General features: G+C 45.0%; 17 protein-coding genes, 1 tRNA gene and 1 pseudogene. 6 read left to right on the top strand and 13 right to left on the bottom strand.

The genetic code is table 11. The features are described 5' to 3' along the window. Positions 1–103 precede the first annotated feature (103 nt). The 5 genes and pseudogenes from ACPUEY_RS09880 to ACPUEY_RS09860 form a co-directional block, all read left to right on the top strand. A pseudogene (locus tag ACPUEY_RS09880) lies at positions 104–355 on the top strand (DUF1826 domain-containing protein); the annotation flags it as partial. 345 nt (positions 356–700) lie between these two features. Then, positions 701–2,122, top strand: a complete 1,422-nt coding sequence (cysS, locus tag ACPUEY_RS09875; RefSeq protein ID WP_425121953.1) for a cysteine--tRNA ligase — start codon at positions 701–703, stop codon at positions 2,120–2,122. A 65-nt stretch (positions 2,123–2,187) separates the two neighbouring features. Then, positions 2,188–2,263: transfer RNA gene (locus ACPUEY_RS09870), tRNA-Gly, on the top strand. Between the two features lie 286 nt (positions 2,264–2,549). Continuing rightward, positions 2,550–3,002, top strand: a complete 453-nt coding sequence (locus tag ACPUEY_RS09865; RefSeq protein WP_131274254.1) for a universal stress protein — start codon at positions 2,550–2,552, stop codon at positions 3,000–3,002. A gap of 292 nt (positions 3,003–3,294) precedes the next feature. After that, entirely contained in the window at positions 3,295–3,681 is a 387-nt protein-coding gene (locus ACPUEY_RS09860) for a carboxymuconolactone decarboxylase family protein (RefSeq protein ID WP_092819349.1), read from the top strand. An 82-nt stretch (positions 3,682–3,763) separates the two neighbouring features. Here ACPUEY_RS09860 and ACPUEY_RS09855 read toward each other — a convergent pair whose 3' ends face one another. The 13 genes from ACPUEY_RS09855 to ACPUEY_RS09795 all read right to left on the bottom strand — a co-directional run bounded on the left by ACPUEY_RS09855 (position 3,764) and on the right by ACPUEY_RS09795 (position 19,364). Continuing rightward, positions 3,764–4,420 (bottom strand): ATP-binding cassette domain-containing protein, encoded by a 657-nt coding sequence (locus tag ACPUEY_RS09855; protein WP_425121952.1) that lies wholly within the window; start codon positions 4,418–4,420, stop codon positions 3,764–3,766. A 1-nt stretch (position 4,421) separates the two neighbouring features. Beyond that, positions 4,422–5,105, bottom strand: a complete 684-nt coding sequence (modB, locus tag ACPUEY_RS09850) for a molybdate ABC transporter permease subunit (protein ID WP_425121951.1) — start codon at positions 5,103–5,105, stop codon at positions 4,422–4,424. Positions 5,106–5,138: 33 nt separating this feature from the next. Then, the gene (gene modA, locus ACPUEY_RS09845) at positions 5,139–5,897 is read right to left on the bottom strand and encodes a molybdate ABC transporter substrate-binding protein (protein ID WP_425121950.1); all 759 of its coding nucleotides are present in this window, start codon (positions 5,895–5,897) and stop codon (positions 5,139–5,141) included. A 14-nt stretch (positions 5,898–5,911) separates the two neighbouring features. Next, on the bottom strand, positions 5,912–7,141 hold the full coding sequence (locus ACPUEY_RS09840; protein WP_425121954.1) for a molybdopterin molybdotransferase MoeA: 1,230 nt from the start codon (positions 7,139–7,141) through the stop codon (positions 5,912–5,914). A gap of 8 nt (positions 7,142–7,149) precedes the next feature. Next, entirely contained in the window at positions 7,150–8,073 is a 924-nt protein-coding gene (moaCB, locus tag ACPUEY_RS09835; protein WP_261180899.1) for a bifunctional molybdenum cofactor biosynthesis protein MoaC/MoaB, read from the bottom strand. A gap of 84 nt (positions 8,074–8,157) precedes the next feature. Further along, positions 8,158–8,691, bottom strand: coding sequence for a molybdenum cofactor biosynthesis protein MoaE (locus tag ACPUEY_RS09830; protein ID WP_425121949.1), 534 nt, complete (start codon positions 8,689–8,691; stop codon positions 8,158–8,160). 1 nt (position 8,692) lies between these two features. Further along, positions 8,693–8,944, bottom strand: a complete 252-nt coding sequence (locus ACPUEY_RS09825; protein ID WP_131274261.1) for a MoaD/ThiS family protein — start codon at positions 8,942–8,944, stop codon at positions 8,693–8,695. A gap of 1 nt (position 8,945) precedes the next feature. Then, complete coding sequence (moaA, locus tag ACPUEY_RS09820; protein ID WP_425121948.1) at positions 8,946–9,998, bottom strand: GTP 3',8-cyclase MoaA; 1,053 nt, start codon at positions 9,996–9,998, stop codon at positions 8,946–8,948. A 133-nt stretch (positions 9,999–10,131) separates the two neighbouring features. Next, the gene (locus ACPUEY_RS09815) at positions 10,132–10,758 is read right to left on the bottom strand and encodes an NTP transferase domain-containing protein (protein WP_425121947.1); all 627 of its coding nucleotides are present in this window, start codon (positions 10,756–10,758) and stop codon (positions 10,132–10,134) included. Next, positions 10,755–13,535: a molybdopterin-dependent oxidoreductase gene (locus tag ACPUEY_RS09810; RefSeq protein WP_425121946.1), complete on the bottom strand. Its 2,781-nt coding sequence runs from the start codon at positions 13,533–13,535 to the stop codon at positions 10,755–10,757. The genes ACPUEY_RS09815 and ACPUEY_RS09810 overlap by 4 nt, the downstream gene beginning before the upstream one ends. 274 nt (positions 13,536–13,809) lie before the next feature. Next, complete coding sequence (gene nirD, locus ACPUEY_RS09805) at positions 13,810–15,429, bottom strand: nitrite reductase small subunit NirD (protein ID WP_425121944.1); 1,620 nt, start codon at positions 15,427–15,429, stop codon at positions 13,810–13,812. Positions 15,430–15,449: 20 nt separating this feature from the next. After that, a complete protein-coding gene (gene nirB / locus ACPUEY_RS09800; protein ID WP_425121943.1) occupies positions 15,450–17,996 on the bottom strand; it encodes a nitrite reductase large subunit NirB in 2,547 nt (848 codons plus the stop codon). 27 nt (positions 17,997–18,023) lie between these two features. Then, positions 18,024–19,364, bottom strand: coding sequence for an MFS transporter (locus tag ACPUEY_RS09795; protein ID WP_131274267.1), 1,341 nt, complete (start codon positions 19,362–19,364; stop codon positions 18,024–18,026). 448 nt (positions 19,365–19,812) lie between these two features. Here ACPUEY_RS09795 and ACPUEY_RS09790 point away from each other — a divergent pair, with 448 nt between their 5' ends. Then, on the top strand, positions 19,813–20,400 hold the full coding sequence (locus ACPUEY_RS09790) for an ANTAR domain-containing response regulator (protein ID WP_092819337.1): 588 nt from the start codon (positions 19,813–19,815) through the stop codon (positions 20,398–20,400).

Genomic DNA, 20,400 nt, shown 5'->3' with positions numbered 1-20,400 from the left:
TGTTACTTAGACAGGTAGGACATTTGATTTGTAGCGTTATTTTCATACCTCTATTTTATCAAAAGCCATATTGTTTTTTTCAGCATACTTTTTGAAACACCACCAGATTTTGATTCCCGAAATAAGAGCAAAGCTGAAAGACTTACATGAGGGTCCAGAAGCCGAGTTCGAAAATTTTCTGGAAGAATATTTCTTTGATTTGCATTATGCACCCAAAGCGGATGCAACACCGATCAATTTAGGCCAGGGACATCTTTGGCGTTTGGCTGTCGATCATCCAACGCAGCCCGTTTTGCCTTGTGTGCATAGAGCGCCTGCTGAAGCGGGTGAATACAGACTTCTCTTGATCTGTTAAATATTGATGAGATATAGGGCTCACTTGAGCTATAAAATCTGGATGTTACATCTGTCTGTTTATTCAATGCTCTGCTCTTGAATGCTCTAAGAAACGGGACAGATCGGTACGTATGAACTCACATTCCCGCTATACAACCGTTTTGATTGCTCAATTGTTATTTTCAGGTGTCGCTGATTATTCTCATGAGCAGTGAGCTTTCTTAAGCCATAAGTAATGACATTAAATTTTCATATCGAGTTTTATATTCCCTAAAAAACTTCTGCATTTTTTCGTTTTAACTTTATGAAAAAAAATGCTTAGGTTAAGATGAGCCATCTTTTGTAAAAGCATCTTAGAAGACCTATGCAGCCATTTGTTCTATATAACTCAGAGCAACGTAAAAAAGTAGAATTCGTACCTCGTAAAGAAGGTCATATCGACATGTATGTCTGCGGTATGACCGTATATGACTACTGTCATATTGGGCATGCTCGAGTGATGGTTGCATTTGACTACATTATCCGTTTCCTGCGCAGTCAGGGCTGGAATGTAAAATACGTACGTAACATTACCGATATTGACGACAAAATTATTAAACGTGCCAATGAAAATGGGGAAAGCATTACAGCTTTAACGGATCGTTTCATTCAAGCGATGAATGAAGATGCTGAAAACTTGGGTTGCCTACATCCAGATGAAGCTCCACGTGCGACAGATTACATTGACCAGATGCAAAGCATGATTGGTAACCTGGTCAATAAAGGTACTGCTTATCCATCATCAAATGGCGATGTCTATTTTGAAGTTGAAAAATTTGCCAAATATGGCCGTCTTTCAGGCCGTAAACTGGAAGATATGCAGGCCGGTGCTTCTGAACGCGTTGATGTTGAAGTAGAGAAAAAACATCCATTTGACTTTGTGCTGTGGAAACATGCCAAAGAAAATGAACCGTCTTGGGCTTCACCTTGGGGCAATGGCCGTCCAGGCTGGCATATCGAATGTTCGGCAATGTCAACTTGCTGCCTAGGCAATCATTTTGACATTCACGGTGGCGGTTCAGACCTGATGTTCCCGCACCATGAAAATGAAATTGCACAGTCTGAAGCATCTACGGATGAACAGTATGTAAATTACTGGATGCATGTCGGTTTCATTAATGTTGATGGCGAGAAAATGTCGAAGTCTTTAGGCAATTTCTTTACCATCCGTGATGTGATGGAAAAATTCCACCCTGAAGTGATCCGTTACTTTATTGTGTCTTCACATTACCGTAGTCCGGTGAACTTCTCGGATGTGGCATTAAAAGAAGCCAAAACAGCCCTTTCTCGTTTCTACCATTCATTTAAGGCTTATCAGCAGGTCTACGGTGAAAAAACCTTAGAAACTCTGGATGAAGCATTGGTTGAACGTTTTAATACTGCTATGCGTGATGACTTCAATACAGCAGAAGCCATTGCTGTACTGTTTGAAATCAACAAAGAACTCAACCGTGCAGTGAAAGACGAAAACCAGGAGCAGGCAGCGGTTTATTATTCAACTTTACGTCACCTTACCAATATTCTGGGTCTGGTTCAGCACAATGTTGATGACTTCTTGAAGTCTGATATTGGTCAGGAAGCATTAGGTTTATCTGAAGAACAGATTGAAGATTTGATTCAGCAGCGTAAAGATGCGAAAAAGGCCAAAGAATTTGCCAAGGCTGATGAAATTCGCCAGTCTTTACTGGATCAAGGTGTGGTTCTAGAAGATACACGTCAAGGCACTATTTGGCGTCGTGCTGATTAATTAATCATTTGGAAGCATAAAGAGTTGACAGTTAAAAGAAACTCTCTATAATTCACTTCCATATTGCGGGAATAGCTCAGTTGGTAGAGCATAACCTTGCCAAGGTTGGGGTCGGGAGTTCGAGTCTCCTTTCCCGCTCCAGAATATGAAAAGCCCAGATCAATTGATCTGGGCTTTTTTATTTATTAATCTCATTAAGTTTTAAGCTGAATATACGCCAAACCCATAATGATAGTTCCACTTAAACTTCTTAGTAAAATACACAAGATCATTTGCCATCGCATAGATGGTTTAGAAAATTAATTAAAATAATTTACAGGCTCAATAATAAATCATAAAAGATACATTTTTATCCTTTTTCCTTTCCACATTCCGCCTATGTTAAGCTTTGAACAAATAATAAATATTGAAACAAGAGGACAGCATCATGGAGTATTACCAGCACATTCTAGTTTCTGTCGATGACTCGCCCATTGCCGTAGCCGCAGCTGATCAGGCCATGGTGTTAGCCAAAGCTTTTGGCAGTAAAGTGACCATTGTGAGCGTAGTGATTATTGATCCTTTAACCAGTGTCAGTTTTTATAAAAATGTTCCCGGCGTCACCGATTATTTTATGGAAGCTCAAGCTCATGCTAAAAATATATTGGCCGAGCTAGGTGCCAGATTTTCCGAAGCAGGCATTCCAGCAGAAACCAAGCTTTTGGCAAAACAATCCCCTAGTGAGGCCATTGCTGAACTTGCCGATGAACTAAAGGCCGATTTGATTGTGGTTGGATCGCATGGCCGAACCGGTTTGAAAAAAACCTTCATTGGCAGTATTGCCCAAGATATTCTGACCGCCAGTCATGTTCCTGTACTTGTGGTTAAACATACCCAATAACCCTTTTACTCTGCTTTTTTATGCCATTAACCTATAACTTCTGAGTTAATGGCTTTCACGCAATTGGACTTAAAAACCGTCTTTTAAGGATTTGTGTTCTGCCCAGCTGACCTTATTGTTGCACTCTTTTTAAAACACTTAGATTAGCATTTAAAAACATAGACATGAGCCAAGAAATCATATCGCAGATTCTATAAAAAACATCAAACTACGACCATAAACCTATACGCATAAACGTAATTAAGACATAAACTTTGTTCACAATTTTTTATAGACATTCAAAGAGCAAAGCATGTCACAACAAGATTTTGAAAATGGATTAAAAGTTCGCACCGAAGTCATGGGCGAAGCTTTCGTAAAACGTGCGCAGGACAATACGGTACCCTTTACCCAGCCTTTACAGGACTGGATTAATGAACATGCCTGGGGTTCAACCTGGCAACGTGAAGGCGTTCTTCCGCGTAAATATCGTTCACTGATCACCATTGCTTTTTTAACCGCACAAAAAAGCCCCACCGAACTTAAGGGACATGTTCGTGGTGCACTCAATAACGGTGCAACAGTAGAAGAAATTCAGGAAGTGTTATTACACAGTTTGCCCTACTGTGGCGCTCCTGCCACCCAGGAAGCCTTTCGTGCTGCACTTGAAGTCATCAATGAATATCAAAAAACTGAATAATTTATTTTGATATTTATAGAAATGGTTTAAGCAGTTTAGCATTTAAATTGCTTAGGCTATTTTTTATTGTTGACGCTATGATTCAACCAGAATCAATTGAATTGCGCTGTAATTGGCCTTGACTTAACTGCAAAGTTTCCGCTTCCAGGTATTCCAGTTCTTCGGGATGATGCGTGACATAAATCATTGGGAAATCCAGCTCCTCTTTTATCCGTTTAAAAAACGGTAAAATTTGCTGTTTTAAGCTCCGGTCCAGTCCGGTTAAGGGTTCATCCAGAAGCAATAAATGGGGTGAAGATAACAGTGCCCGCCCAATCGAGACCCGCTGTGCTTCCCCACCGGAAAGCTGATGGGCCTTACGTTGTATCAAGGCGGTCAAATCCAGCAATTCGACAATGTCATCAAACTGGAACTTTCGTTCTGACTTATCTACTAATTTCTCTGCATAGCGTAGATTCTGCTGCACATTCATATGTGGAAACAGCAAGGCATGCTGGAAAATTAAAGCGATTTTGCGCTGATACATCGGGATATGAATATTCTGCCGGGTATCCATTAACAGCTGTTCATTCAACTGGATACAGCCTTGCTGTGGCTTGAGCAAACCCACAATATTTTTTAGCAAGGTACTCTTGCCACTCCCCGATGTTCCGACAATGCCTAACAGTTGCTGCTGCATCTCCAGTTCAACGTTCAGGCTGAAATCATCCTGCTGATAGATAAAATCACATTTCAACATTTCAGGCTCCCAATTTCCGTTGATATTTTTGCAAAATAAAATAGTTCGCAATCAGGGCTGAAAATGCCAGAAATAAAGATAAGATCACCAGCCGCATGGCAAATTCTTCGCCATTGGGTTGTTGCAGCAAGGAATAAATCGCGATTGGAATGGTTCGGGTCTCATCTGGAATATTGCCGACAAAGGTAATGGTGGCACCAAACTCTCCCAGACTTCGGCTAAAACACAGAATGCTCCCGATCAGCATGCCCGGCAGTGCCAAAGGCAGGCTAATACTGCAAAACACCCTGAACGGGCTTGCCCCCAACGAGCCGGCCACCTGTTCCAATTGCCGGTTAATCAATTGAAAAGACAGGCGAATCGGCTGCACCATCAAGGGAAATGCCACAATCATTGAGGCCAGTACCGCCCCTTTCCAGTTAAAGGCCAGTTCAATTCCGAGCGCATTCAGATATTGTCCAATCCAGCCTTTATTGCCAAACAGCAGCAACAGTAAATAGCCCAAAACCACAGGCGGCAGCACCATCGGTAATTGCAAACATGCTTCAAGCAAAAATTTCAGCCTGAATTCATGGCGTGCCAATGTCCAGGCCAAAGCCACTGCAAACGGTAAACAAATGACCGTTGCCCATAAGGCGACTTTTGCCGAAAGATATAAGGCACTCAGTTCTTCGGGACTGAACATTGCGTGGCGATCTCCCTATGGTTGATTTATGGATTAATTCATGCGAAATCCGTATTTTTGAAAGATGCTTTTTGCCTGTGGACTGCTTTTCACAAATTGTTCGAACTGGATTGCCTCTGCATTTTTCTCGCCCTGTTTGGTCAAGGCAATCGGATAAATAATGGGATGATGCGAATCTGCCGGGAAGGCTCCGATTATTTTCACTTTCTGGCTAATAAACGCATCCGTTTTATAAACAATACCCACCTCACATTCACCCCGTTCTACAAAAGCCAAGGCTGAACGAACATCATCCGTTCCTACAATGCGACCTTTGAGCTGAGCCAGCCAATTCAGCTTGATCAAACTCTGTTTGGCATATTTACCCGCAGGTACAGATTCCATTTGTCCTGTGCATAAATGCCCTTTAAAGGCTTGGGCAAAATTAAAATTGGCCTGTGGCTTAAATGCAATATTTAAATTTTTCGGGCTAATGACCACCAGCTGATTGAACAATACGGGCTTGGCCCTGTTGTGATGAATGAATTGCTTTTTGATCAGATAATTCATCCAGTCCAGATCTGCAGAGAAAAAGAGGTCACCGCTGGCACCAGCTTCAATCTGTTTGGCCAGCGCTGAGGATGCACCAAATACCGCTACAATATCCGTTTTTGGGTGCTGCTTTGCATACATTTTTTTAATGTCATTAAGGGCATTACTCAGACTGGCTGCTGCGTAGATTTTTACCGTGCCTGCATAGGTAGAGGAAAATGTAACTGACAAACACGCTGCTAAAAACAGGGATTTTTTCATCGGCATTTTCCTTCTCAGTGAATAAACAGACCTTGCACGATTTGCCCTTTAGATAAAGCAGCTCCCGCAGGAATCCTGACCAGACAATTGGCCTGCATTAAATTGCTCAGCATATGTGACTGCTGTTTGGACAAGCTCCGGACTTTTAGCAGTCCCTGATCAAAACTGGCCGACATTCTTAAAAAACGTTCTCGGCTATCCATTTTTAGCTCATGAGTCAACACGGCGCTAAACCAGTCCGGTTGCTGTTTCTGTCCTTGCAAAGCCCTTAACAGGGTTGAAGTATAAATTTGCATGCCTACATAAACTGCTGCCGGATTGCCCGGCAGTCCAAGCAGATAACAGCGTGTGCGATCAGGGCGTGTTAATTCCGCAAAGAACATCGGCTTGCCCGGCTTTTGTTTCACTTTCCAGAACAGCTGTTCAAACCCCAAATCGAGGGCTACCGGTCGAATAAAATCATAATCTCCAACGGATACGCCACCGGTGGTTAAAATCACATCATGGCTGTCCGATAATTCCTGGATTAAGGCTTTCACGGCATCTTCTGTATCAGCCACATGGAACACTTCAACCTGCTGTCCTGCATTCTGAAACCAGGCCTGAATCAGGGGAGCATTGGCATCAAAAATTTTTCCTGCTGCAAAATCCTCGATGCTGCTCGCGACTTCATCTCCCGTAATGACCACTGCAACTTGGGGATAGCAAAAAACTTCAACCTTTTGAATGCCTGCCATACTTAAGGATGCAATTGCGCCTACTGAAAGGAACTGCCCTTTGTGGGCCAATAATTGTCCAACCGAAACTTCTTCACCCACATTGCGAATATCGGCATTGGCATGTAAGTGTTCAGTGATTGCAATTCGGGTTGAATCAATGACCTTGACCATTTCCTGACGTGCTACCGTAGTGGTGCCAAACGGAATCTTGGCTCCGGTAAAAATCCGTACGGCTTGCCCTGCCTTAAGTTGTAATTCGGACGAATGTCCGGCTTGAACTTCACCGATCAGTTTAAATTCGCTATGCGGTTCAATGGCAGATTGGGCGCAAATTGCATAGCCATCTACAGCGCTTTGCGAAAATAAGGGCAGATTAATGGCAGAATAAACCTCTTGCGCCAAATAGCGGTTTAAAGCCCCATTTAACTCCAGACTTTCCGTGGCCAGTCCCTGAGTATGCTGCAAAATTAAATCCAGCGCCTGATCTACCGTAATCAGGCCATGCTCTGCTCCACATCCAGACATGATGCTATTCATTGGTAACCACCTGGATGGGGAATATTTTTCTGCACATCAAATAAATGTACCAATGCCGGCAAGACTGCAATCAATGATTCTTTCGCCCCCTGACGGCTACCCGGCAAAGTCATTACCAGACTGTTATCAATATAACCGGCTACACCGCGACTTAAAGCCGCATAAGGCGTACGCTTTTGGCCAAAACTGCGCGAGGCTTCCATCAGTCCGGGAATTTCACGTTTTAATAAAGGCTGCAGGGTTTCCACGGTTAAATCTTTTGGTCCCAGACCCGTTCCCCCAACGGTTAAAATTAGCGGATAGTCATTTTTTTGCTGTTCAATCAAGGCCAGTAACTGTTCAGGACTGTCAGGAATGACATGGTAAGCAATATCGCTAAAATTGGCTTCCTGCAAAATTTCCCGCACATTCTGTCCGGCCGTATCCGGTTTCTTTCCTGCAGCCACGGTATCGGACAGCACAATGATTGACGCAGGCAGTGCTTCTTTTAATACACGGGTAAAATGGGATTTGCCGCCTTTTTTCTTTTGTAACTTGACCTGATCCAGGCATAAATCTTCCGGTTCACAGTGCGGTTTCAACATGTCATACAAGGTTAAACCGGCCAGACTGACTGCGGTTAAGGCCTCCATTTCCACCCCGGTCGGACCGATGGTTTCTACGGTTGCAATAATCTCGACATGAGCATTAAACAGCTCATATTCCACATCGGCACGGTAAATCGGCAGCGGATGACACAGTGGAATCAGCTCATCGGTGCGTTTCGCAGCTAAAATGCCTGCTATCCGTGCAGTCTTCAAGGCATCGCCTTTTTCAGTATTGCCTTGACGTAATAATTCAATGCAATGTGGCGGCGCATACAGAATCCCTGTGGCTACTGCAGTCCGGTAACTTTCTGCTTTCATCCCGACATTTTTCATTGCATATTTCCTGAATTCATTTTTACTTTAAATATTGCTGTTGACTGACATCTACCTGGGTTCACTCAGTAGATGAAACTGTTTTTAATGATGGCAATGGGCATGATCACCGTGTGCAGGTTGTTTATCTGCATATTGTTTATCTGCATGATGATGGACATGCACCTGATCCGCTGTATCTTTACGGATACAGCAGCCTTCTACATATTGACTGCTGCCATCCTGATAAAATTCCTCTTTCCATACCGGAACTTCATGTTTGACCCGTTCCACCGCTTCTTCACAAGCAGCAAAGGCTTCGCGGCGATGTGCCGCATAGGCCATGGCAATAATGGCTTTTTCACCAATAGCCAAAGCCCCAATCCGGTGAATCACCCGAACATAGGACACCGCATATTTGGCCTGAATCTCCTGTTCGATCTGACGGATCATTTTTTCCGCCACGGGTGCATAGGAGGTATATTTTAGCGCTTTAACCGCTTTACCTTCATGATGATTACGCACGGTTCCGATGAACACGCCAATTCCCCCACACTCGGGAAAGTGTTCAATCGGGTCAAAACTGTCCAAGCTTAAGGCAGTATCCTGAATTCTGCAAAATGTTTTCAATAATGTCATTTCAGCCTCCTGCCACTGGCGATAACAGCACTAGCCTGCTGTCGATGCTTAATTGCGTCTGGCGTGAAATAATGTCTTCACCGATGGCACAGGCACAGCGTTCAATCATGGCAAACGCTGCCGGATAATCTTGCCCTACTTGAGCCAATACCTGAGCAACCGTGCTGTATGGACTGCACATCATTTCCAGATTTTCCGGTAACTGGCGTTCTACCGCACCAAAGGCCTCAATTTTAATTTTGATCTGTGGCATCTTAACCTCCTATCATGTGCATGCTGATTTTCCGGCTGCTTTTATTCATGCGCTGATTTTCCAAACGTTGTGCTATGGTGTGATAACCTGATTCTTTGTTCCAGATATATTTGGATAACACGGCATGCAAGCTCAGCTCACTCAAAGGCTTAGAACAACTCAGGGCTTTAATTTCAGTTTTTAGATTCAGGCCTTGAGGGGCAAACAGGCAGTTATAAAACTCACCTTGTGCGGTTAAGCGGACGCGATCGCAAGTTCCACAAAATGAATTGGTAATGGTGGATATGATTCCAAGCGGATGGCCATCCATAAAATACTGTCGTGCCGGCTCTGAACTGGAGCGTGCCGAGTCACCTGGCTGTTGAATTACAGTAAATTCAGTACTCAGGCTATCTAAAATCTGCTGTTCGCTGACCACATGTTCTGATGACCATTTACGGTCACCATCCAGGGGCATAAATTCGATAAAACGCAGCATAATTTTTTGCTGAACCGACCAGCGTGCCAAAGGCAGAATTTGATTGTCATTGATTCCGTTCATCAATACACAATTGATCTTGATTGGCAGACCTACCGCTTGGGCTGCATGAATTCCTTCCAGTACGGGAGATAACTCTTTTTGTGTCAGCTGTTTAAATTGATGTGCATCCAGACTGTCCAGACTGATATTCAGATCATTCAGTCCGGCCTGTTTTAACGCGGCTGCATACTGTTTGAGATAATGACCATTGCTGGTCATGGAAATGCGTTTTAGCCCAAGCTTTTTTAAGTTTTGCAGTTGAGCGATAAAGTGCACCACCCCTTGACGCATTAACGGTTCGCCGCCGGTAATGCGAATAGATTCAATGCCACGACGCACCATAAAATCACAAAATTGATAGAGCTGCTCAAAACTCAGCAAATCATGTTTTTTCATCCATTCAGGATGTTCCGGCATGCAATAGACACACTTGAAATTGCAGCGGTCGGTCACTGAAATTCGCAATTTTCGCTTGCTGCGACCAAACTGATCGACAAATCGCGCATCTGTTTCAAGCTCTGTCATCATATTCATGTTGAACATCCATCTTCAGACATCTGGTGGTAACTGCACACCTATTGTGCGCAAGATTTAAGGTGCCCAATCTTGTGATAATTAGATTTGCAATAAGTGTTCCAACTTTGTGCCAAAGGCGAAATATTCAGGTTTAGTGCAGAAATTTGAGTTGCTGATACTGTTGCAGTTCATCGAGCGAGTTAATACTGTGAAAAAACAGGGCATGATTTTTAAAACGCGCCACTTGAGCGTGCAAATGGCTAAAACAGTGCTTTAAACTGCGCTGTTTTTGTTCAAGCTGGGCAGTCAGGGTCAGCACACTGCTCCGTTTCACCAGACAGAATGGATACAGGGCAACCCCATTCATTTCCACATACGCGACTTCTGACACACTATTTTTGGCTAAAGCCTGATGCAACTTGAGTAGAACTTTCGAAGGAATATAGGTCACATCACAGGGAACAAACAGCACATAGTCTGCCTCTACATGTGACCAGGCACTTTTCATGCCCATCAGCGGACCTAAAAAGCCGTTTTCATCATCCTGATAGCAATGAATACTGGGAATGATTTTCTGATAAATCGAATAATCACGATGGCTGTTGATCCAGACCTGTGCAACATCGGATTTCAGTTGCTGATGTATTTTGATCAGTTGAATCTGGTCATCAAATTGCTGCAACAGTTTATTGATGCCATTCATGCGTCTGGCCTGACCACCGGCCAGAATCACTAGATCAGTGTCGGGATAAGCTGAAAGTTCCAGTTTCTTTCTCATTCCACCGCCTCCATTTGACAGGTTTTGATCAGGCCACGAATTTCAGGCAGACATGAACCGCAATTCCCTCCTGCTTTCAGGCATGCAGTGACCTGTTTTTCATCGGTGATATTTTTTTCTTTAATGGTGTCAATAATCCGGTTTTTACCCACCTTAAAGCAGCTACACACCAGTGGACCTTCATTATTGGCCATCGACATCGGTTGTCCGGCAAGCAGTGCCTTGCGGTGCATGGCACTCAGACGTTCACGCTTAAACAGGCTGGCGACCCAGTCGCGGTCCGGCAGCAAGACCTTGGGGGCAATATATAAACTGGCAATTAAATGACCCTCTTTCAGCACCACACTGTGACTGATATGGGCAGTCTGATCTTCAAGATTCAGCCATTCAAAACTCTCATCCTGAAACGGCAGCAGCTCTTTCAACTGCTCAGTGGTCTGGGTAAATTTTTTACGGTCGGCCAGTTCATAGCGCACCGCTTTGGCGGTGGTGATTTTCGTCCACCACACCGTATTTTCAATGGAGGATTGTGCGATCTTTTCAAAGCCCTGACGCACATAAAACACGCCCTGCCACTGACTATAAAATGGATGGATGATCACTGGGGTATGTTTAAACTCAGGTTCACCGGAAATGGCATCCACCACGGGATTGACCACTTTGCCAATACGGGCATCCGATGCCACCTGGTCATTCCAGTGAATCGGTGCAAAAACCTGCCCACGACGGATATCATCACTGACCGTGGCACGTAAAACGCAGTTACCCCATTGCGATTTGACCTCTACCAGCTCGCCATCTTTGATCCCGTATTTCAGGGCATCATGCGGATGGATTTCACAATACGGTTCTGCGCGGTGGCTTCCTAAATTGGCAGAGAGTCCGGTACGGGTCATGGTATGCCACTGGTCACGAATCCGGCCGGTATTCAGCACCAACGGAAATTCGCTACAGATTTGATTGACCGGATTCACCGCCGTGATGGCAATAAATTTAGCTTTGCGATCTTCATGGCTAAACTGCCCTCGGGCATAGATTCGTGCCACAGCACCTTCTTGCTGATCTTTAGTCCAGACCGGCCACTGTAGCGGTTCTAGTTGATCATATTCAGTGGCATTTAAATCGCTCAATGCTTTTAGATTGAAATAGCGGAAATAAGGCGTTTCAGCGCGATGCTCCAGATCTGAATTTTGTTCAGCCGATAACCGGGCATGTTCCACAAAAATGTCATGACTGCTGTTAAAGTCAAAACCGCTAAAACCTAACTTTTTAGCGACCTGGCTGATGGCCCACCAATCGGCTTTGGCATGCTCTGGCTCATCCAGAAAAGCGCGCTGTCTGGAAATACGGCGTTCAGAATTGGTGACGGTGCCGTCTTTTTCACCCCAGCCCAGTGCAGGTAACAGCACATCGGCATATTGCGTGGTATCGGTATCTAAACAAATATCGGACACCACCACGAACTCGCATTTTTCCAGGGCACGTTTGACCTGATCGGCATCGGGCAAACTCACCACAGGATTAGTCGCCATAATCCAGATGGCTTTAATCTTGCCGCTTTCGACTGCATGGAATAGATCGACGGCCTTAAAACCTGCCTGCTTGGCGATATAGGGACTTTGCCAGAAGTTTTGCACCAGCTGCTGATGGCTTTCGTTTTCCAGTTCCAGATGGGCTGCCAGCATATTGGCCAATCCACCGACTTCACGACCGCCCATGGCATTCGGCTGACCGGTCATGGAAAATGGCGCAGCACCCAGTTTGCCAATTTTTCCAGTGAATAAATGGCAGTTGGTTATGCTGTTTGCTTTATTCACCCCTTGTGAAGACTGATTTACCCCCATGGAAAACAGGGTCATCACTTTTTCGGTTTGGGCAAATTTTTCATAAAAGGTTTGCAGTTTTTCCAGTGAAATACCGATACGGACTGCGACATCTTCAATCGATGCCTCGCTTTTGCTTTGCGTTAAAGCCTGTTCCAGGCCTTGCGTATATGCAGCAATAAAATCTTGATCTGCATGACCATTTTGCGCCAGATATTGCAAAAGGCCATTGAATAATACGACATCTTGCCCCGGTAAAATTGGCAAATGCAGGTCTGCCGCTTCACAGGTACTGGTAAAACGCGGGTCAATCACCACCACAAACAGGTCGCGCTGCGCTTTGGCTTTCATGATGCGTTGATATAAAACCGGATGACACCATGCCGTATTGGAACCGACCAGGACCACCATGTCGCTATGTTCAAAATCTGCATAGCTCGCGGGAACAATATCTTCACCGAAAGCACGTTTATGGGCTGCTACAGCTGAAGACATACAGAGTCGTGAATTGGTATCAATATTGGCCGTGCCCAAATAGCCCTTCACGAATTTATTCACCACATAATAGTCTTCCGTCAGCAATTGCCCGGACACATAAAAGGCAATACTGTCACGCCCGTATTGGTCAATACATTGCTGAAACTTATGGGCAATTAAATCAGTCGCGCTATTCCAGTCGGTCTTTTCCCGCTGTTGCTTACGGCCCAGCATGGGATGAAGGACACGGGTTTCAAGTCCCAGGGTATCGGCCAGATTGCTGCCTTTAATGCAGAGTTTTCCGTAGTTGGAGGGATGGTTAACATCCCCTGCAACCGACACTTTTCGACCCAAAGCTGTGTCCTGTACAGTCGCAGTGACACCGCATCCCACCCCACAATAGGGACAGGTGGTATTGGTGATTTTCGTATTTATTTCTGTGGAGCTATGCAGTTCCATCACAGGGATACTATTCATGGATGCTCCTTTCTATCGAATAAATTCACTTGAATAATTTCTTCTATTTTCCAAGCTATCTAAATCTTTAGAGTTCACGTAAGCATATATTCTGTCGAGGTGGCATGGATGCCACCGTTTCCCATCATTACAGGACGTAATGTATGGGAAACAAAGATTTTTGTTACTTTTGATCTTTCAAAAGTAAGATCATGCCTACGCAATTACTCTTTACTCATTAAGACAAAATGTGGCTGTGCAAATATTTAAAATTGAACAAATACCACTTATGTGATTAACCTGCTTTCTTTAATGCAAAATCTTTACCAAACAGCAATTTATTACGAATATTACTGATTGGCGTTTGGTCTGAAATCAGTTCTGCATACCACGCACCATCTTCCGTATCGCCAAACAGCACTGCACCAATGACTTTATCTTTTTGAATAATAATGCGTTTATAGATCTGACGTTTTTCATCATTCAAAATAATGTCTTCGTAATCGTCCTGCGGTTCAAAGTTGCCGGCTGAAAATACATCACAGCCACTGACCTTGAGCTGGGTTGGAACCGTCGGTGCTTTAAAGGTCAGGCTACCATGCTCTGCCAGATGTGAGGCACAAATGAAAGCCTGGCCCCAAAGTGGTTCAACCAGACCGAAGGTTTGGCTACGGTGTTCAATACATTCACCCACCGCATAAATACTCGGGTCAAAGGTCTGCATGGTGTCATTCACCAGCACGCCGCGGTTACAGCGTAAGCCAGCACTTTGTGCCAGTGCCATATTCGGACGAATGCCCACAGCAAAAACCACCAGGTCAGCATCTAAAACAGTGCCATCTTTCAGCTGGATTTGCTTCACATGACCGTCTTCGCCGATCAGTTGTTCGGTATTGGCCTGAGTCATGATATTGATACCCTTTGCTTCAATACTCTGCCTTAACAAGCTGCTGGCACGACTGTCCAATTGACGTTCCATAATCCGGTCCATCAGATGCAACACCGTTACATTCATGCCACGTTGTTTCAGGCCATATGCAGCCTCCAAACCTAGCAGACCGCCGCCAATCACCACGGCATTCTGTTTAGACTTGCAATAATCCAGCATGGTATTGACATCGTAAATGTCACGGAAACTGAGCACACCTTTTAAGTCACTTCCCGGAATCGGTGGAACGAAAGGTTTGGAACCGGTCGCCAGAATCAGGCGGTCATAATCTACAATTTCGCCTTTTTCGGTATAAACTTGCTTGCGTGGACGGTCGATTTTCACCGCGGCATCGCCGGCAATAAAGCGAATGTTTTTATCGCTATACCAGGCATGTGGATGCAGCATGATGTCATCAATGGTTTTATCACCCGACAACACAGGTGAAAGCATGATGCGGTTATAGTTCCCCCAAGGCTCTTCACCGATCACGGTAATTTCATAGCGATCCGGTGCCATATCCAGTAAATCTTCCAGGCAACGCATCCCCGCCAATCCATTGCCAATCAAGACCAGTTTCATCTTTTCCTGAGAACTGCCGTTATTGGTGATATAGGTTTTTTGCGGTGTTGGACTGATCCAGACTTTGCCGTTTTCAATCTTGCTTGGGAATACCAACAGTTTCTGGTCTTTATCTTCCAGACAGCGGCCCGTTGCCAGACTGAAATGCTGTTTATAGATTGGAGAAGCCACGACACGCTCGCCTTGCAGATCGCCAATGATGCCGCGCGACATCACAAAAGCCTGACTAAACGGATCCTGATTACTTAAGGCATAGACCCGTTTTTCATTGCCGACACGGAAAATGGCAATTTGCTGATTGTCAATTAATGCACCCACACCGGTATTTGGGGTAATGTCATCCAATGCACAGATTTCCACCCATTCCAGCTCATGGGTTTTATTCATCTCTTTAAATATTGTCATCTTCTTTCTCCTTTATTCTTTTAAGCTTCAACAACAGGAATACGTGTCACATCACGCTCAGCTTCAGTTTTTGGACGAATTTGCCCGCGAACCTCTGCAAATTGAATGTGCGGATCGTTTTGCTGCTCAACTTTTGCATTGATAAAGGTTTTAAAGCGTTTACGGACTTCAGGATCTTCCACCGCGGTACGCCATTCATCCTGATAGGTCCCCACCACATGGTTCATACGACGCTCCAGTTCTGCCGCCAGACCCAGCGAGTCATTCACCACCACATCTTTTAAATAATCTAGGCCACCTTCCAGGTTGTCACGCCATACCGAAGTACGTTGCAAACGGTCTGCCGTCTGGATATAGAACATGAAGAAACGGTCGATATATTTGATTAAAGTCTGGGTATCCAGATCTGATGCCAGCAGTTCTGCATGACGTGGTTTCATGCCGCCATTACCGCACACATACAGGTTCCAGCCTTTTTCAGTGGCAATCACCCCGACATCTTTACTTTGCGCTTCGGCACATTCACGGGTACAGCCAGACACTGCCATTTTCAGCTTGTGTGGAGAGCGCAGGCCTTTGTAGCGGTTTTCCAGAAAAATGGCCAAGCCGACCGAATCATCCACCCCGTAACGGCACCAGGTACTCCCCACACAGGATTTCACGGTACGTAAGGATTTACCATAAGCATGCCCGGACTCGAATCCGGCATTGATCAGTTTTTCCCAGATTTCAGGCAGTTGATGCACTTGTGCACCAAACATGTCGACACGCTGCCCACCCGTGAGTTTGGTATACAAACCATATTCTTTGGCAATCTGACCGATCGCAATCAAGCCCTCTGGAGTAACCTCACCGCCTGCCATACGTGGCACGACTGAATAAGAACCGTCCTTTTGAATATTGCCCAGATAGTAGTCATTACTGTCTTGCAAACCTGCATGGCTTGGCTTCAATACAAAGTCATTCCAGCAGGAAGCCAGGATATTTGCCGCAGTCGGCTTGCAGATATCACAACCAAGGCCATGACCGTGTTGCTGAATCAGGTCATCGAAAGTCTTGATTTCATTGACCCGCACCAGGTGATACAGCTCCTGGCGTGAATAGGCAAAGTGTTCACAAAGATGGTTATTCACCGTTACGCCTTGGCGTTGCAACTCTGACTTCAATACTTGAGTGACTAAAGGTGCGCAGCCACCACATGCCGTTGCGGCTTTGGTACATTTTTTCAGGGCACCCAGCGAAGTTGAACCTTCTGCAATTGCAGAACAGATGTCGGCTTTTGAGACGTTATTACATGAACAGATGGTGGCGCTATCTGGAAGCAGATCCACACCGCTACCACCCGCTTTGGCGCTTGATTGTGCATAGCCTGGCATGATCAGGCTTTCAGGATTTTCCGGAATTTCCAGTCCATTCAGCATCATTTGCAGCAGGTCGTTATATTCCTTGGCACAACCCACCAGCACAGCTCCGAGCAGCTTGGTTTTTTCCGCATTCACCACAATCTTTTTATAGATCATGGCATCTTCATCGGCATAGAAATAGCTGAGCGCATTTGGCGTCATGGCATGTGCATCGCCTACAGAGGCTACATCAACACCCATCAGTTTCAGCTTGGTGCTCATGTCTGCACCGGCAAATGAATTACAGGCTTGATCCATGACATGTTTTGCTGCAATACGCGCCATGTCATAGCCCGGTGCCACCAGACCAAAAATCTTGTTTTGCCATAGGGCACATTCACCAATGGCGTAAATGTCCACATCTGAAGTCTGGCAGTAATCATTAATCACAATACCGCCACGCTCACCAATTGCCAGGCCACTTTGACGCGCCAGCTCATCACGCGGGCGAATACCCGCAGAGAACAGAATAATATCGGTTTCCAGCTCTGAACCGTCACCAAACTTCATCACATGCTTGGCATTCACGCCGTCTTCAATTGCAGAAGTGGCTTTTTGGGTATGAACTTTCACGCCCAGGTTTTCGATTTTTGAACGTAAAACCTTACCGCCCAGGTCATCAATTTGCACCGCCATCAAGCGTGGGGCAAATTCCACCACATGGGTTTCCAGGTCCAGGTCACGAAGGGCTTTGGCTGCTTCCAGACCCAGCAACCCCCCACCGATCACCACACCGGTCCTGGCATTTAAACTCGCGGCACGAATCGCATCCAGGTCTTCAATGGTACGGTAAACAAAACAGTTCTCGCGGTCATTACCTGGAATAGGAGGAACAAAAGCATATGAACCGGTTGCAAGCACCAATTTGTCATAAGTAATCACATCACCATGGCTGGTCGTGACTGTTTTATTTAAACGATCAATGGCAGTTGCCTTGGTATTTAAGCGCAGATCTATTCCATAGGCATCAGCAAAATCTGCACGGCAAAGCGTTAAGTCCTTGGCTGATTTACCAGTGAAATATTCGGTTAAATGTACACGGTCATAGGCTAAACGCGGTTCTTCTGCCAAGATGGTGATTTCAACCTCATCCCCTGCATGTTCAAGCACGGATTCAATAAATTTGTGTCCAACCATGCCATGGCCAATCATTACCAGTTTCATATTGTTTCTCCTATTCTTTTAATCTATTTAAGCCATGTTGTTGCGTTCAAGTACTGCCTGTTCAAACAATTTTTGTTCCTTCTCTTTATGTTCAACCGAGAAACGGATCATCAGAACAAAACTTGCTGCAATCACAACCAGGCCACCCAGCACCATTAACGTGGTTTGAATATCCAGCATGCCTTTGAGCAAGAAACCTGCTGCCACGGCACCAACATTGCCGCCTGCACCAATAATGCCGGCCACACCGCCTAGAGCATCACGGTCAATGAAAGGAACCAGCGCATAGGTGGCGCCACAGGCCATATGAGTGAAGAGTGCAAATACCGTCATGACAAGAATTGCAAGAACTGCGGTATTCATTTGTGAGAACACGATCAGGAACAGGCCTTCCATCAGGATCATGCCAAATAGCACTTTGGTACGGCCATCCAGGCCTTTTTTGGTGGCTACCTTGTCTGAAACGATGCCACCCAAAGCACGGGCAAACAGGGCCAGTAAACCAAAGATCCCCGCCGCCATGCCGGCTTCTTTTAAGCCAAAGCTGAAATGTTCAACGTAGTACATCGCCACAATGTTATGAATGAAGATTTCAATACCGAAGCACGCCGCATAAGCTCCAAACAGAATCCAGACGCGGTAGTTACGTGCAGCGTGCATCAGAATCGCCATGCCACCTTTTTTCTCACTTCCGACTTGAATGCCTTGCGCACGAAGTTCCTTAAAGTTACCTTGCGGACAGTCTTGGGTAAATTTCCAGTACAGTGCGCCGACAATCACCATCATCAAGCCCGGAACAATCAGTGCAATTCTCCAGCCCATGGCTTGCTCAACGCCGAACATCACCAAAGCAGCAAGCATTAATGGCATCAACGCCTGTGTGGCACCACCACCCGCATTCCCCCAACCTGCTGATGCCGCATTGGCCGTACCCACCACATTCGGTGCGAACATAATACTGGTGTGATATTGGGTGATGACGAAGCTGGCACCAATCGCGCCAATCAGCAAGCGGAAAAACAGGAATGATTCATAACTGTTGGCCGATGCCACGCCAAACACCGGTATACTGCCAATGACCAGCAATGCGGTATAGGTTTTGCGTGGACCATACTTGTCACACAAAGGTCCCACAATCAGCCGGACTAAAATGGTAATGGCAACGGCAGCAATATTGATATTGGCAATCTGGTCTTTGGTGAGATGAAATTCACCGGCAATTACCGGCATGAGCGGTGCACAGGCAAACCAGGCAAAGAAGCAGACAAAAAAGGCGAGCCAACTCATGTGGAAGGCTCTCATTGCTGCGCTGTTAAAACTAAAAAGACTTATTTTTGTTGCTTTTTTTTCATATAAATTTGAAGACATGGCCTTCTCCTTCCTGAACTGAACGTATTGGGTTATCTGCCATACGGATAGCTGCATAACAGATTCGATCAGAACGGACGTCGTTGGCCGTCTTACAAATTTTTTTAGAGTCGTCTTTGACTCACCAGAGAATAAGCAATGACTGTGCCAACAATAAAATAAAACGACCAACTTATTATTTTTAATCATTTTTTATTTAATTTTTATCATTATTCAAACTGGTGAAATTCTTCGTCTTCCCTTTTGAATATCCAATTGGCTCGTCTTAGCAACTGCACTTGTGCTTCCTCATGGCGCATTTTTGCATCAAGACGGGGCAGCACCAGATAACATTCAACTTTTATGTCTGATTTTTATATAAAAAAAGAAATTTATTAATTTTGGCATTTAAATTGCTTTCATTTAGGGAGAAATTTTTCTGGCTCTGCTTGATGGTATTTAGCTCAATATGCCAAAACTGAAAATTGCACTGATTGATGACGATCAAGAACGTGCCAACTATATAAAAGCGTCCCTGATCGAACATCATTTCGAGGTGGTGGCTTGCCTGACCATCGACCATTTAAGCCTGTTCCGTTTAGAACAGTTACATGCCGATGTGATTTTGCTGGATATGGATCATCCCCATCGTGACATTATTGAAAGTTGTGTCAGCCAGTTCGATTTACCCACCGTGCTGTTTACTAAAAACAGTCATAAAGACACCATTAAAAGCGCCATTGATGCCGGAGTCACGGCGTATATCGTGGATGGCATTGATCCGGCAAAACTGCAAAACATTCTGGAAATTTCGATTGCACAGTATAAAAAGCATAAAAAATTACTGGATGATCTGGAAGAGACCAAAAATAAACTGGCCGACCGTAAAGTGGTCGATCAAGCCAAAGTGCTGATGATGCAATTGCATTCCCTGACGGAAGAACAGGCATTTCAATTACTCAGAAAAAATGCCATGAGCCACCGTATGACCATTGGCGAAATGGCACGGCGCTTACTGGATGCCCAACAACTGTTACAAAACCAATTCAAGGAATAA

This window comes from Acinetobacter sp. G11, assembly GCF_049808495.1.
GTDB lineage: Bacteria > Pseudomonadota > Gammaproteobacteria > Pseudomonadales > Moraxellaceae > Acinetobacter > Acinetobacter kookii.
Note: the sequence above shows the minus strand (reverse complement) of the source record. Positions and strands in the feature narration are given on the sequence as shown.

Excerpts from the sequence above, each read along its gene's own strand:
- cysS (WP_425121953.1), top strand. The coding sequence starts at position 701 with ATGCAGCCATTTGTTCTATATAACTCAGAGCAACGTAAAAAAGTAGAA.
- ACPUEY_RS09810 (WP_425121946.1), bottom strand. The coding sequence starts at position 13,535 with ATGAATAGTATCCCTGTGATGGAACTGCATAGCTCCACAGAAATAAAT.
- moaA (WP_425121948.1), bottom strand. The coding sequence starts at position 9,998 with ATGAATATGATGACAGAGCTTGAAACAGATGCGCGATTTGTCGATCAG.
- ACPUEY_RS09860 (WP_092819349.1), top strand. The coding sequence starts at position 3,295 with ATGTCACAACAAGATTTTGAAAATGGATTAAAAGTTCGCACCGAAGTC.
- ACPUEY_RS09855 (WP_425121952.1), bottom strand. The coding sequence starts at position 4,420 with ATGTTGAAATGTGATTTTATCTATCAGCAGGATGATTTCAGCCTGAAC.
- nirB (WP_425121943.1), bottom strand. The coding sequence starts at position 17,996 with ATGAAACTGGTAATGATTGGCCATGGCATGGTTGGACACAAATTTATT.
- ACPUEY_RS09790 (WP_092819337.1), top strand. The coding sequence starts at position 19,813 with ATGCCAAAACTGAAAATTGCACTGATTGATGACGATCAAGAACGTGCC.
- ACPUEY_RS09795 (WP_131274267.1), bottom strand. The coding sequence starts at position 19,364 with ATGTCTTCAAATTTATATGAAAAAAAAGCAACAAAAATAAGTCTTTTT.
- moaCB (WP_261180899.1), bottom strand. The coding sequence starts at position 8,073 with ATGAAAAATGTCGGGATGAAAGCAGAAAGTTACCGGACTGCAGTAGCC.
- modA (WP_425121950.1), bottom strand. The coding sequence starts at position 5,897 with ATGAAAAAATCCCTGTTTTTAGCAGCGTGTTTGTCAGTTACATTTTCC.
- ACPUEY_RS09840 (WP_425121954.1), bottom strand. The coding sequence starts at position 7,141 with ATGTCTGGATGTGGAGCAGAGCATGGCCTGATTACGGTAGATCAGGCG.
- ACPUEY_RS09815 (WP_425121947.1), bottom strand. The coding sequence starts at position 10,758 with ATGAGAAAGAAACTGGAACTTTCAGCTTATCCCGACACTGATCTAGTG.
- ACPUEY_RS09865 (WP_131274254.1), top strand. The coding sequence starts at position 2,550 with ATGGAGTATTACCAGCACATTCTAGTTTCTGTCGATGACTCGCCCATT.
- modB (WP_425121951.1), bottom strand. The coding sequence starts at position 5,105 with ATGTTCAGTCCCGAAGAACTGAGTGCCTTATATCTTTCGGCAAAAGTC.
- nirD (WP_425121944.1), bottom strand. The coding sequence starts at position 15,429 with ATGACAATATTTAAAGAGATGAATAAAACCCATGAGCTGGAATGGGTG.
- ACPUEY_RS09825 (WP_131274261.1), bottom strand. The coding sequence starts at position 8,944 with ATGCCACAGATCAAAATTAAAATTGAGGCCTTTGGTGCGGTAGAACGC.
- ACPUEY_RS09830 (WP_425121949.1), bottom strand. The coding sequence starts at position 8,691 with ATGACATTATTGAAAACATTTTGCAGAATTCAGGATACTGCCTTAAGC.